Origin of the sequence: Alkalihalobacillus sp. BA299, from assembly GCF_017745675.1 — a bacterium.
In the GTDB taxonomy this organism is placed as follows: Bacteria; Bacillota; Bacilli; order Bacillales; family Bacillaceae_F; genus Alkalihalobacterium.
The window spans coordinates 221103-234935 of record NZ_JAFLJM010000006.1 but is presented as its reverse complement, the minus strand read 5'-3'; the positions used below and the strand labels follow the sequence as shown (position 1 = coordinate 234935).

12 protein-coding genes are annotated in these 13833 nt (G+C 38.4%); 1 reads left to right on the top strand and 11 read right to left on the bottom strand.

Translation table 11 applies throughout. The annotated features are described in order from the left end of the window. Nucleotides 1-41 precede the first annotated feature (41 nt). Both J0N78_RS10400 and J0N78_RS10395 read right to left on the bottom strand, forming a co-directional pair. The gene (locus tag J0N78_RS10400) at nucleotides 42-815 is read right to left on the bottom strand and encodes an SDR family oxidoreductase (RefSeq protein WP_209122990.1); all 774 of its coding nucleotides are present in this window, start codon (nucleotides 813-815) and stop codon (nucleotides 42-44) included. A gap of 84 nt (nucleotides 816-899) precedes the next feature. Next, complete coding sequence (locus J0N78_RS10395) at nucleotides 900-2105, bottom strand: acyl-CoA dehydrogenase (protein ID WP_209122989.1); 1206 nt, start codon at nucleotides 2103-2105, stop codon at nucleotides 900-902. A gap of 192 nt (nucleotides 2106-2297) precedes the next feature. Between J0N78_RS10395 and J0N78_RS10390 the strand changes: the two genes are divergently transcribed. Then, nucleotides 2298-3233, top strand: coding sequence for a Na/Pi symporter (locus tag J0N78_RS10390; RefSeq protein WP_209122988.1), 936 nt, complete (start codon nucleotides 2298-2300; stop codon nucleotides 3231-3233). A gap of 115 nt (nucleotides 3234-3348) precedes the next feature. Here J0N78_RS10390 and deoC read toward each other — a convergent pair whose 3' ends face one another. The 9 genes from deoC to hemW form a co-directional block, all read right to left on the bottom strand. Further along, nucleotides 3349-4023: a deoxyribose-phosphate aldolase gene (deoC, locus tag J0N78_RS10385; RefSeq protein WP_209122987.1), complete on the bottom strand. Its 675-nt coding sequence runs from the start codon at nucleotides 4021-4023 to the stop codon at nucleotides 3349-3351. 271 nt (nucleotides 4024-4294) lie between these two features. Further along, nucleotides 4295-5641 carry a tRNA (N(6)-L-threonylcarbamoyladenosine(37)-C(2))-methylthiotransferase MtaB gene (mtaB, locus tag J0N78_RS10380; protein WP_209122986.1) on the bottom strand — a complete coding sequence of 449 codons (1347 nt, stop codon included), beginning with the start codon at nucleotides 5639-5641 and terminating at the stop codon, nucleotides 4295-4297. Nucleotides 5642-5646: 5 nt separating this feature from the next. Beyond that, entirely contained in the window at nucleotides 5647-6399 is a 753-nt protein-coding gene (locus tag J0N78_RS10375) for a 16S rRNA (uracil(1498)-N(3))-methyltransferase (protein ID WP_209122985.1), read from the bottom strand. Nucleotides 6400-6605: 206 nt separating this feature from the next. Then, nucleotides 6606-7544, bottom strand: coding sequence for a 50S ribosomal protein L11 methyltransferase (prmA, locus tag J0N78_RS10370; protein WP_209122984.1), 939 nt, complete (start codon nucleotides 7542-7544; stop codon nucleotides 6606-6608). Nucleotides 7545-7571: 27 nt separating this feature from the next. Continuing rightward, nucleotides 7572-8687, bottom strand: coding sequence for a molecular chaperone DnaJ (gene dnaJ, locus J0N78_RS10365; RefSeq protein WP_209122983.1), 1116 nt, complete (start codon nucleotides 8685-8687; stop codon nucleotides 7572-7574). A gap of 265 nt (nucleotides 8688-8952) precedes the next feature. Continuing rightward, nucleotides 8953-10797 carry a molecular chaperone DnaK gene (gene dnaK / locus J0N78_RS10360; protein WP_209122982.1) on the bottom strand — a complete coding sequence of 615 codons (1845 nt, stop codon included), beginning with the start codon at nucleotides 10795-10797 and terminating at the stop codon, nucleotides 8953-8955. A gap of 54 nt (nucleotides 10798-10851) precedes the next feature. Beyond that, nucleotides 10852-11421 carry a nucleotide exchange factor GrpE gene (grpE, locus tag J0N78_RS10355; RefSeq protein WP_280637205.1) on the bottom strand — a complete coding sequence of 190 codons (570 nt, stop codon included), beginning with the start codon at nucleotides 11419-11421 and terminating at the stop codon, nucleotides 10852-10854. Between the two features lie 98 nt (nucleotides 11422-11519). Continuing rightward, nucleotides 11520-12551: a heat-inducible transcriptional repressor HrcA gene (gene hrcA, locus J0N78_RS10350; protein WP_209122980.1), complete on the bottom strand. Its 1032-nt coding sequence runs from the start codon at nucleotides 12549-12551 to the stop codon at nucleotides 11520-11522. Between the two features lie 81 nt (nucleotides 12552-12632). Continuing rightward, nucleotides 12633-13775: a radical SAM family heme chaperone HemW gene (gene hemW, locus J0N78_RS10345; RefSeq protein WP_209122979.1), complete on the bottom strand. Its 1143-nt coding sequence runs from the start codon at nucleotides 13773-13775 to the stop codon at nucleotides 12633-12635. Between the last annotated feature and the right edge of the window lie 58 nt (nucleotides 13776-13833).

Genomic DNA, 13833 nt, shown 5'->3' with positions numbered 1-13833 from the left:
ACCTTGTGTAACATACTTTAACCTTAATTGAATAGACTCACTTACATAGCATGCGAGCCACCATCAACGACGAGAACATCACCTGTAACAAAGTTAGAGGCATTAGAGGCTAAAAACAATGCTGCTCCTTTCAAATCATAATCGCTACCGAAACGATTTAACGGCGTCCGTTCTAAAATTAACGTTGATCCTTTATCTAATAAACCTTTGGACATTTTCGTCGGGAAAAAGCCTGGCGCAATCGCGTTAACGTTAATATTATATTGGCCCCATTTCGTTGCTAGATCTTTTGTAAATGTAATGACAGCACCTTTACTAGTGTTATAACCAACAGTATCCATAACCCGAGGATCAGCACCACCCAATCCAGCAACAGACGCAATATTGATAATCTTACCTGATTGTTGTTTAATCATTTCTCGCCCAACCGCCTGAGACATCAAAAAAGTACCTGTCACATTAACATTCATTACTTTATTCCAGGCTTCAAGGGGCATTTCAACAGCAGGAGCTCCCCATGTTGCGCCACTATTATTGACAAGTATATCAATCGAGCCAAACTCTTCGAGAGTCCCATCAACAACATCTTGAACGTCACTTGGGTTCGTTACATCACATTGAAATGCAAGAGAACGGACACCTTTTTCTCTTAACTTTTGACTAACTTCTTCACAAGCTTCAAGTTTTCTGGAGCATACAACGACATTAGCCCCAGCTTCTGCAAACGCTTCTGCCATCTGTTGACCTAAACCGCGTCCTCCACCAGTGACGATTGCTGTTTTTCCATCTAATTTAAACAAATCTAATGCATTCAAATCGTTTCCACCTCTCACTTATGTTTTCATAATATAATAGTAACTAGGGGTAAATGGCTCTTACTCATTTTTACTGACTCGAATTTAGTAATTCTTTAACTCTAGTTTTGCAATTGATTCTCGATGTACCTCATCTGGCCCATCAGCTAAGCGAAGTGTTCGAATTGCAGCGTATTGATTTGCAAGTGGGAAGTCTTCACTTACACCTGCTCCTCCATGCACCTGAATCGCTCGATCTATAACATTTAGAGCCATTTGTGGTGCAATAACTTTAATCATCGCAATTTCTTTTTTGGCAATTTTATTCCCTACTGTATCCATCATATAGGCTGCTTTTAATGTGAGCAGACGGGCTTGTTCGATCTCAATTCTTGAATTTGCAATCGCTTCTCTAGTAACGCCCTGTTCTGCCAATGTTTTACCAAAAGCTACTCTTTCCTTTGCTCGTTTACAAAGTAGTTCAAGCGCTCGTTCAGCTGCACCGATTGTTCGCATACAATGGTGAATCCTTCCCGGCCCTAATCTACCTTGAGCAATCGCAAACCCTTTTCCTTCTCCCCAAAGGATATTAGATGCTGGTACACGGACATCTTTAAATTCAATTTCAGCATGACCATGTGGTGCATCATCATATCCAAACACCGGTAGCATACGAATCACATTCACACCTGGCGTATCCATCGGAACGAGGATCATCGATTGCTGTTCATGCCTGGCAGCAGAAGGATCTGTTTTCCCCATGACAATCAAAATTTCACAACGTGGATCACCTGCTCCTGAAGACCACCATTTCCTTCCATTTATTATATATTCGTCCCCTTCCCTGCGAATTTCTGCTTGAATATTCGTTGCGTCAGAAGAGGCAACTTCAGGCTCAGTCATGCAAAACGCTGAACGAATTTCACCTTCTAAAAGTGGTTTTAACCATTTCTCCTTATGTTCTTCTGCTCCGTAACGAACAAGCACTTCCATGTTTCCTGTATCTGGTGCACTACAGTTAAAAACTTCCGGAGCAATCATTGAACGACCCATAATTTCACATAATGGAGCATACTCTAAATTTGTTAGGCCAGCTCCATATTCACTTTCTGGTAAAAATAAATTCCATAGTCCAGCTTCTTTTGCTTTAATCTTCATGTCTTCCATCACTTTTGGAACTGCACTCCAGCGTGTCTCTTGTTGGTTAAGCTGTTCTTTGTAAACCCTTTCATTTGGGTACACCACTTCATCCATAAAAGCAGTCAGCTTTTCCTGTAATTCAATTACCTTCGGGCTATGGTCGAAATTCATATTACACCCTCCTAATTATTTAATTTACTAACCGGTTAGTATGTTTTATTCAAAAAATATATGACTTTGCCACATATTTTATTCTCATATATATAATAGAACACATTTTCAGAATATTCAAGTATTAAATTTTAAGAATGTAATTGTCATGCTTGAAACGTCTTGTCCATAGGATGTATAAGAGGTGATTTTATGACTCATAAAGAGTTGTTTACATTGTTTATTGTTTTTATCGCCTTATTTCTATTTGGCATGACGATTATGAGAGCAGGACTGCATAACTTAGCAGGAAATCGCTTTAAATATATATTAGAAGGAATGACTGATACTCCTTGGAAAGGTTTATTATTAGGTGCTGGAGTAACCGCAATTCTCCAAAGCAGTTCTGCAGTTATGATTATGGCAGTTGGTCTTGTAGCAGCTGGCGTACTTAGTTTTCAAAAGTCAATAGGAATTATACTTGGAACGAATATCGGTACATGTCTTACACTGGAAATTTTAGCAATTGATTTATCTTTTTTTATCATGCCATTACTGCTTATTGGGGTGTTTTTACTTTTCCTTAAAAATCCAATTTCGTATTTCATCGGTTGTATCTCTTTTGGATTGGGCTGTATTTTTGTTGCGATGCATGGATTGGAGGGACTTGCATACCCGATATCGTCTTTACCTTTCGCTCATGCTTTTTTTACTTGGACAAATAATAGTGAATTGTTTGGCATCGGTTTAGGCACCGTTTTCTCAGCCATTATTCAATCAAGTACAGCAACAACGGCGATTGCAATGGGTTTTATGAACGATGAAATCTTTGGGTTACCATCGGGTATTGCCATTATGCTAGGGGCTAATATTGGAACGTGCTTCAGTGCTTTCTTGGCGAGCGTTGGTGCGAACCAATCTGCAAAATTAGTTGCTTTTGCACACATTTGGTTAAATTTATTAGGTGTTGTATTATTCTTTCCATTCATTGGCTGGTTAAGCGAGATCTCTAGCTCATTAACCCACTTACCGAGCTTACAGCTCGCTCATGCGAGTACAATTTTTAACATTATATCTTCATTAGTGCTTCTACCTTTTGTCCATTGGTATGCTAAGTTTATTATTTTCGTTCATGGAAAAAACGGGTGACGTTTTCTAAAGTAGGAAGGCTTCATAAATGTCTGCACTGTTCTAAATTAGTTCGTTGTGCTGCACGACACATTGTTTATGAGTTAACCTAAATTCGTGTCACCCGTTTCATTTTTTAATAATCAGATTGGGATTGCCCACCATTTACGATAACAATTCCTGCACTTGCACCAATGCGCGTTGCACCAGCTTCAATCATTGCCAATGCACCTTCGCGGTCTCGGACGCCACCTGAAGCTTTTACCCCAATATCAGGACCGACTGTTTCTCTCATTAGGCGAATATCCTCAATCGTTGCACCACCTGTAGAGAATCCAGTCGATGTTTTTACGTAATCTGCACCTGCTTGCACAGAAAGCTTACATGCACGAACTTTTTCTTCCTCTGTTAGTAAGCTTGTTTCGATAATTACTTTTGTTAACGCCTTTCCTTTAGCCGCTTCAACAACAGCACGAATATCTGCTTCAACAAGCTGGTCGTTGTTATCCTTTAATGCACCAACATTAATAACCATATCAACTTCAGTCGCACCTTCTTCAATTGCTTTCGTCGTTTCAAATGCTTTTACTTCGGATGTATTTGCACCTAATGGAAAACCGATAACCGTACATACTTTTACTTCTGGTGTATCCTTTAGTTGTTCATATGCAGTTTGAACCCATGTTGGATTTACACAAACCGATGCAAACTTGTACTCCTTTGCTTCTTTACAAAGTTGAATAATTTGATCCTTCGTAGTTTCAGCTTTTAATAATGTATGGTCGATCATTTTAGCGATATTGTCACTCATCTGTAAATCCTCACTCTCATTCAGTTGTACGTACCTCTTCTATCCTAACATATATTTAGAGCACTCTGCAAGTTCAATCATTTTCAAAAAGATTGTCCAAAATAGCTATGTTATTAGCTGAATTGTAAATTTTAAGAGTTAAATAAAGAAGCTAACTTATAAAGTTTTTAAAAGCGCCTCAGTTTACGATATATAGTATTACCCATTACATAGGTTCTATAAATCATACTTAGGTGCTTTCCACTTTAATATAAGTTAGCCTCTTACTCAATTATCCATTTACAACGATTTTACGCTCAGCTTCTAAAACACGAACAAATTCACCTTCGTTGTATGGATAACCTGCTTTTATAATTTTTACTTTTACAATTTCTCCGATCAAACTTTCTGTTGCTGGGAATTTAACTTTTAAGTAATTATCAGAGTAACCAATATATAAGCCACTATTAGGGTCTTCTTTATCCATTTCCTCTGGTATGACTTCGAGTACTTCCCCTTCAAATTGAGAAGCATATTCCTTCGCTAATTGATTTGATAGCTCAATCAGACGATGTACACGGTCATTTTTTACGTCTTCATCAACTTGATCATCCATTCGCGCAGCTGGTGTCCCCGTTCGCTTCGAATAAGGGAAGACATGCAACTCTGAAAACTTATGCTTAGCAATAAAATCATACGTTTCTTGGAACTCTTCTTCCGTTTCACCTGGGAACCCAACAATAACATCAGAAGTAACAGCCAACCCTGGTAATACTTCTTTTAGACGATCTAAGCGTTCACCAAAGAATTCCATTGTATATTTGCGTCGCATTCTCTTTAAAACTGTATTTGACCCCGATTGAAGCGGAATGTGAAGATGACGAACGACTTTTGTAGATCGATTTATCACTTCAATTACTTCATTTGTAATTTGACTCGCTTCAATTGATGAAATACGAATTCGTTTAAGTCCTTCAACTTTTTCTAAATCCTCTAGTAACCGAGCAAGACTATAATCTTTTAAATCTTCACCATACCCGCCTGTATGAATACCGGTTAAGACAATTTCTTTATAACCTGCGTTTACTAGCTGTGTCGCTTGTTTAATGACTTCCTTCGGGTTACGTGAGCGCATTAAACCACGAGCCCATGGAATGATGCAAAACGTACAGAAATTATTACAGCCTTCTTGAATTTTTAATGATGCACGCGTACGATCGGTAAATGCAGGAACATCTAGCTCCTCGTATACTCGGGTTTTCATTATGTTACTTACGCCATTGATCGGTTCACGTTCCGTCTTATACTGCTCAATGTACGTAAGCATCTTTGTACGGTCTTGTGTTCCAACAACAATATCTACACCCGGAATAGCCATGATTTCTGCAGGAGACGTTTGTGCGTAACATCCAGTTACACAAATTACAGCATCTGGATTTTTTCGAATCGCACGCCTAATCACTTGACGACTTTTTTTATCACCTGTATTTGTTACTGTACATGTATTAATAACATAAACATCGGCTGTTTTCTCAAAGTCAACCTTTTCATAGCCATCCGCTTTAAATAGTTGCCAGATCGCTTCCGTTTCATAGTGGTTTACTTTACAGCCTAATGTTTGAAATGCAACTGTTGGCATTTATCTCACCTCTCTAACTCAAAATAATAGGATATAGTAGAAAGTATATACAACGGTGCTGTTTCAGCTCGTAAAATTCTTGGCCCAAGACTACAAGGAATAAACCCTGCATCAGACAGCTTATTAGCTTCACCTTCAGAAAAACCACCTTCAGGTCCGACGACAAATAGGAGGGACTCACCTATCTTGGCTTCCGCTAAGATGTTTGCTAGTTGTTTATGCTCACCGGACTTTCCTTTTTCTTCGTAAGCAAATAACACATGATCAAACTCACTTTTTCGCTCAATTAATTGACCCATGCTATGGAGACTTTTAATCACAGGAATCCGACTTCTATGAGACTGCTCGGCTGCTTCTTTTGCGATTTTATTTAAACGATCAAGTCGTTTATCTTCTTTTTTTCCATCCCATTTCACAATGGAACGCTCACCTTGAACAGGAATAAACTGAGCTGCTCCGAGCTCAGTTCCTTTTTGTATGACCAAATCAAGCTTATCACCTTTTGGAAGAGCTTGAGCAATTGTAACATTGACCGGTAGTTCACTATCACTCGGAAGATCTTCAATAATAAGCGCTACGACTTGATCATCTTCAAAATGATCAATTTCACAAAGGCAAACACGATCATAATTATTACTACAAATAATGTGGTCTCCTTCGGTCATACGCATGACACGGGTAATATGTTTGACATCCTCACCGTAAATGAGAACCATATGATCATTCATTTGTTCTTTAGCCACAAAATATCTTTGCATATCTATTTTCACCTAATTATAACTATTAGTAATAATATAAGTTCAAAAAGGAGGACAAAAAGATCCAAGAAGTTCGAGGCGGCGTAGCTTCGAGTAGCGCAGTGTATGTTTTTAATACATGAGCGACGTAGAAGCAAGCCAACGAAGAAATTCGCCAGAGATTTTACCCGGACTTTTTGAATTACCTATCTTCAATAGTGTTTATTTTACACTCTTTTCGCTACAATAGCTACCCAATCTTCCATCTCTAATATTTCCTCAATTTCAAACCCATGGGAAATCAGTGCTTCTTTCACTTCTACTTTCTTTCGTTGAATAATACCTGATGTTATAAATTTACCACCTGGCTTAAGTACCCTTGCCGCATCTTGGACGAAACGTACGATGATTTCCGCTAAAATATTAGCAACAATTACGTTATATTGACCATCAATACCTTCAATAAGGTTATTTTGGCTAACCGTAACGACGTCATCTACCTTATTAATTTGTGTATTTAACTTGGCGCTTTCAACGGCAACTTCATCTAAGTCTAAAGCAATGACTCTTCCTGCCCCAAGCTTTGCGGCAGCGATACTTAATACCCCAGTACCTGTTCCAACATCAATCACTTCGTCACCTTTTTGAATATTTTTCTCTAGTGCTTGAACGCATAGAACTGTTGTTGGATGAGTGCCCGTACCAAATGCCATTCCTGGATCTAATTCAATAACACATTCATCTTCACGTACTGGTTTATATTCTTCCCAAGTAGGACTAATAGTAATTGAGTTTGAAATTTTAACTGGTTTATAGTATTTTTTCCAAGCTGTTGCCCAATCTTCTTCTTTTACTTCATGTAACGTCACTTTGTTATAACCTAAATCGATATCATACAAAAGTAATCCGTTGATCGCTTCTTTTACTTCATCAACTGTCTCTGCTAAAAAGCTATTGACCGGGAAATAAGCTTTGACGATAACGCCTTCCTCTGGATAATCATCAGGAGAGAGTTGGTAGATTTCACCGAGATGGACGCCCCAGTCTTTAATTAAATCATGAGGATCTTCAATTACTACTCCACTTGCTCCAGCTTCATGTAAAATATTACTAACTGGTTCAACTGCTTCTTGTGTTGTATGAATACTAAATTCTGTCCATTTCAAATCTACCAACTCCATCCAATTTCTTAATTAATCACCTTTAAAAGCGCGTTTTACCTTAGCAAAAAAATTATCATGCTGCTCGTCGACTTCACTACCACTTAATTTCCCAAACTCACGTAATAAATCTTTTTGTTTATCTGATAAATTTTTCGGTGTAATTACCTTAACTTTCACGTGTTGATCTCCTTGACCGTGACCATGAATGTTTGGTACACCCTTTCCTCTCAATCGGAAACTTGAACCGGTTTGTGTACCAGCTGGAATTTTCAACTTCACTTTTCCTTGTAAGGTCGGTACTTCAATTTCATCACCTAGTGCTGCTTGCACAAACGTGATTGGCATATCACAGTATATATCATCACCAGAACGAGTAAAGAACTCATGCGGCTTTACATTAAATACAATATATAAATCACCAGGAGGGCCGCCGTTTACACCAGCTTCACCTTGACCCGTGTGGCGAATTTGCTGCCCATGATCAATTCCTGCAGGGATACGAACTTTAAGTTTCTTACGCTTTCTTATCGTTCCATCGCCACCACATGTTGTACATTTTTCTTTGATGAATTTTCCAGTTCCACTACAATGTTGACAAATCCTGCGGTTAACGATTCGGCCAAATGGTGTGTTTTGTTCAACGTTTAACTGACCACTACCTCCACAATGAGAACATGTTTCTGGTTTCGTTCCTGGCTTAGCACCTGTTCCTGTACATGTTGAACACGTTTCTTCACGCGGAATTTCAATTTCTGTTTCCTTTCCGAAGACGGCTTCTTTAAAATCAATTGTCATCGTATATTGTAAATCTGCACCTTGCCGAGGAGCATTTGGATTTCTACGTCCACCGCCACCTCCAAAGAACATGTCGAAAATATCCCCAAAACCGCCAAAATCACCAGCTCCGCCGCCACCAAAGCCTTGGTTCGGATCAGTATGCCCAAATTGATCATAGTGCGCTCTCTTTTGCGAATCACTTAATGTATCATAAGCAGACTTTACCTCTTTAAATTTTTCTTCTGCATCTGCAGCTTTATTTACATCTGGATGATATTTACGCGCTAGTTTTCGGTAAGCTTTCTTAATTTCATCTTCTGAAGCGTTCTTGTCTACTCCAAGCACTTCATAAAAATCTCGCTTGCTCATCCTATCCACTCCCGATTTTTTTACATAACAGTAATCATACCATAATAGATGTCGTTCAAAAAGGCTGATAAAAATTCCAGTCGAAAGTATTTTTACCTTGCTTTTGGAGCACCTATCTTTATTAGATGAAAAAGCCAAAGCCAAGAAAGCCTGACTTTGACTTTTTCAAAAGAAGTATTAGAAGAGGTTATTCAAAAGGTCCAAAATCAAATAGCTGGTCATACTCTATTCACTCTGTATTTTGAACATACCTACAAAAGTAAAATTATTTCTTGTCGTTGTCGTTAACTTCTTCATACTCGGCATCAAAAACATTTTCATCACCTTGTTGCTGACCTGCACCTTCAGCGCCGGCTTCCCCTTGAGCTTGCTGTGCTGCTTGAGCTGCTTGCTCATAAAGTTTTGTAGACAGCTGTTGAACCACTTCTTGAAGCTCATCTTTTGCTGTACGAATTGCATCAAGATCTGTACCCTCTAATGCTGTTTTTACCTTATCTTTTGCTTCATTCGCTTTGTCGATTTCAGCTTGTTCTACTTTATCACCAAGTTCTTTTAATGTTTTTTCAGTCGTAAATACTAAGTGATCTGCTTCGTTACGAAGTTCAGCTTCTTCACGACGCTTTTTATCTTCTTCAGCGTTCGCTTCTGCTTCTTTCACCATTTTTTCAATTTCCTCGTCTGATAAACCAGATGAAGATGTAATTGTAATGGATTGCTCTTTATTTGTTCCTAAATCCTTCGCTCTAACATTAACAATTCCATTTGCATCAATATCAAATGATACTTCGATTTGTGGAACGCCACGTGGAGCTGGAGGAATATCCGTTAATTGGAATCGACCTAGTGTTTTATTGTAAGCTGCCATTTCACGCTCACCTTGAAGGACGTGAATATCAACGGCAGTTTGATTGTCAGCTGCTGTTGAGAACGTTTGAGACTTACTTGTTGGAATCGTCGTGTTACGTTCAATTAACTTAGTGAATACGCCACCCATTGTTTCAATTCCTAATGATAAAGGTGTTACATCTAGTAAAACAACGTCTTTCACGTCTCCTGTTAGTACACCTGCTTGAACGGCTGCACCAAGGGCAACAACTTCATCAGGGTTTACACCTTTATGAGGCTCCTTACCTGTCAACTTTTTAATTGCATCTTGAACTGCCGGAATACGTGTAGATCCTCCAACTAAGACAACACGATCGATATCATTTGCTGACATTCCTGCATCTTGTAGCGCACGGCGAGTTGGCCCTAATGTACGTTCAACTAAATCAGCTGAAAGCTCCTCAAATTTAGCGCGGCTTAAGCTTACTTCTAAGTGCTTAGGACCTGTAGCATCAGCCGTAATGAACGGTAATGAAATTTGTGTTTGTGTTACACCAGATAGGTCTTTTTTCGCTTTTTCAGCAGCGTCTTTTAAACGTTGCATTGCCATTTTATCTTGAGAAAGATCAATACCATTATCTTTCTTGAATTGCTCTACTAAATAATCAATAATCACTTGGTCAAAGTCGTCTCCACCTAGTTTATTATCACCAGATGTCGCTTTAACTTCGAAGAATCCATCTCCAAGCTCAAGAATGGAAACATCAAACGTTCCACCACCAAGGTCATATACAAGAATCGTTTGGTCTTCTTCTTTTTCTAATCCATAAGCAAGCGCAGCTGCCGTTGGCTCATTGACAATACGATCAACTTCTAAGCCTGCAATTTTACCTGCATCTTTTGTCGCTTGGCGTTGGGCATCGTTAAAGTAAGCTGGAACCGTAATAACGGCTTTTGTTACAGGCTCACCTAAGTAGCTTTCAGCATCTGCTTTCAATTTTTGTAAAATGATTGCTGAAATTTCTTGTGGACTATATTGTTTACCTTCAATTTCTTCTTTGTGATCTGTACCCATATAACGTTTGATGGAAATAACAGTGTTAGGGTTTGTGATTGCTTGACGTTTTGCTACTTCCCCAACTAAACGCTCACCATCTTTAAATGCCACTACTGAAGGTGTTGTACGATTTCCTTCAGCGTTTGGAATAACTACCGCTTCTCCACCTTCCATTACAGCAACACAAGAGTTTGTTGTCCCTAAGTCAATACCAATAACCTTGCTCATTTTGTAACTCCTCCATTCAAATCAATTCAAATTTTATTTCATATATGTAGTGCTTTAACCATTTACTTTAACCATTGATGGTCTGATAATTCTATCTTTTAATTTATACCCTTTTTGGAATTCTTCAACGACGGTATTCGGTTCATGTTCATCCGTTTCAACTTGCATAACCGCTTGGTGTAAGTGCGGATCGAATGTTTGCCCTACTGCCTCAATCACTTCTACACCTTCTTTTTTCAGTGCATCTTGAAGTTGGCGATGAACCATTTCCATTCCCTGAAGTAGTGTCTTCGTCTCTTCATTTGTCGGATCAATCGCTAAAGCACGCTCAAAATTATCTAACACTGGTAGCAGTTCTTCCACTAAGCTTTGTGCTCTATATTTAGAAGCCGCTTCTTTCTCCTCTTTCGTGCGGCGGCGGAAGTTATCGTAGTCAGCATGAACACGTAACAAACGGCTATTTAAATCTGCTGCTTGTTGTTCAAGCTCATTTATTTTTTGTTGTTCTTCCGAAAGTTCTTCTGTGACTTCCGTTTGTTCAACATCACTTTCAGGTTGTTCATTTACTTCTTCCATAGTTTCATCTTCAATGATTGTTTCCGTTTGGTTTTTTTCCTGTTCCAACCTGTTCACCTCCCGTAATTATAAAGTCATAATTTAGAATGACATGACTTTTAGCTGTGGGAAAACATCCCCACAACTAATTGTCAATATTACCATTCCTACCCTCTTTGATACAAGTGAGTTAATAATTTCGTTAAATCTTTAGAAATATAATCAACGAGTCCAATGACCCGACGATATTCCATTCTTGTAGGACCGAGGATCCCTACAGTACCCATATGTTTTCCACCAATTGAGTAAGAGGCTGTAATAATACTGCAATTTTCAAGAGCATCAATATTTGTTTCGTGACCAATTTTCACTTGGATTCCTGATGACTCAGAACGAAAGATTTGCTGTACAAGCGTATCTTCTTCCAATATGTTCAAAAGGTGTCTAACTTTCTCTACATCTCGGAATTCTGGTTGTGTTAATAAATTGGTTTTGCCACCATAAAATACCTTATCATTTCGGTCTGTTTCAAACGTTAGTTGAAACATTTTTAAAATTTCTTTGTAATTGTTAAGGTGCTCTTTAAAAATACTTGCAACTTCACTGTTTAATTTTTCCCGTAATTGATATAGTGGTACTCCTTTTAAACGGTCATTTAAGATATTGACGACTTTTTCCATCTCTGAAGGATTCATCCCTTCTGGAATTGTAATCGAAAAATTCTCAACATGTCCCGTATCTGTCACGAGAATAAACACGGCTTTACGGTCTGAAAGCGGAATAATTTGAACATGCTTTAAACAAGCCTCAAACATTTCAGGACCTAAAACGATTGAAATATAGCTCGTAACTTGTGACAAAATTTTCGCTGACTGTTGAATAACTTGCTCGGCTTCTTCTTTCTTATTCGAGAATAAAGTTTCCACCTTTTCAATTTCAGCACCAGTCAAACGATGAGGCATTAACAAGTGATCAACATAATAGCGATACCCCTTATGCGACGGAATTCGTCCAGCAGAACTATGCGGTTTCTCGATATAGCCTTGTTCCTCTAAATCAGCCATTTCGTTACGAATGGTCGCTGCGCTATACTCAACGTCCTCACGTTTTGAAATGCTGCGCGAACCGACCGGCTCTGCAGAACGAATATAATCATCAACGATTGCCTGCAAAATTAAAAGTTGCCGTTCTGTCAACATCCCAAATCACCTCTGTTAGCACTCTATAGGTTCGAGTGCTAAATCTAAAATAAAATTAACAAAAAGGAGTTTTTTTGTCAACTAGTTACCCACTGCTAAAAATTGTTCAAACACTTCATTTGCTAAAAAAACCCCTTTTTTTGTTAGCTTTATTCTGTTGTGATCAATTGAAACTAACTGTCTTTCTAGCAATGTTGCAATTTGTTTAGAATAAACTTCCAGTACGTCTATTCCATAACGCTTTTTAAATTTTTCAAGGCTTACACCATCAAGCTTTCGTAATCCCATGAACATCTCTTCTTCCATCTGTTCACTTTTACTTAACTGGTGACTTTCTATCCTAGCTTGTTTCGTTTCATTTATTGATTGAATATACCTTTGTACAGGCCCAATGTTTGCATACCGAACACCATCGATATAACCGTGAGCACCGGCACCCAATCCAAAATACTCTTCATTATTCCAATAGATGAGGTTATGTTTACTTTCATAACCTTGCTTTGCAAAATTACTAATTTCATATTGACGATAGCCATGCTCGTCCATTTGATCGATTAATAGCTCATACATCGTAGCTTCCTCATCTTCTGACGGAAGTGGTAGGTTTCCTTTACGAAGGAGGTTATAGAAAACTGTTTTTTCTTCGACTTTTAAAGAATAAGCAGAAAAATGTTCTATTTCTAATGTAAAAGCTTTAATTAATGTATCTTCAAACGAGTGCATCGTTTGTGTCGGAAGCCCAAACATTAGATCAACAGTCAGATTACTAAACCCTTTTCGCCTCGCTCGTTCGATGGTCTTATATATATCTTCAGGCTTATGCGTACGCCCAATTTTATTTAATAAAATGGGATCAAACGTCTGCAAACCGATACTTAACCGATTTACACCATACTCTTTTAAAACGTTAAGTTGCTCGTCTGTTATGCCACCCGGATTCACTTCAACCGTCCATTCCTTTAATTGCCCTGATAATGAAAAATGTTGATGTAAACTTGTTAACACCTTGTCTAATTGCTGGACAGATAAAGCCGTCGGTGTTCCTCCTCCGATGTAAATCGTTTCAATTGGCGCTTTTAATCGCTTGGCCGCTTCCTTCATTTCAATATCAAGTGCAGATACATATTCATCGACAGGCTGTCCATGTAAGAACACTTTATTAAAGTCACAATAGTGGCAGATGTGTTCACAAAATGGAATATGAACATAAATTGCAGTTGGCATCGTCTTCCTACTTTCTATTACAAAAAATTTTTAGCTTTTTATCCGATCTAAGAAGGGG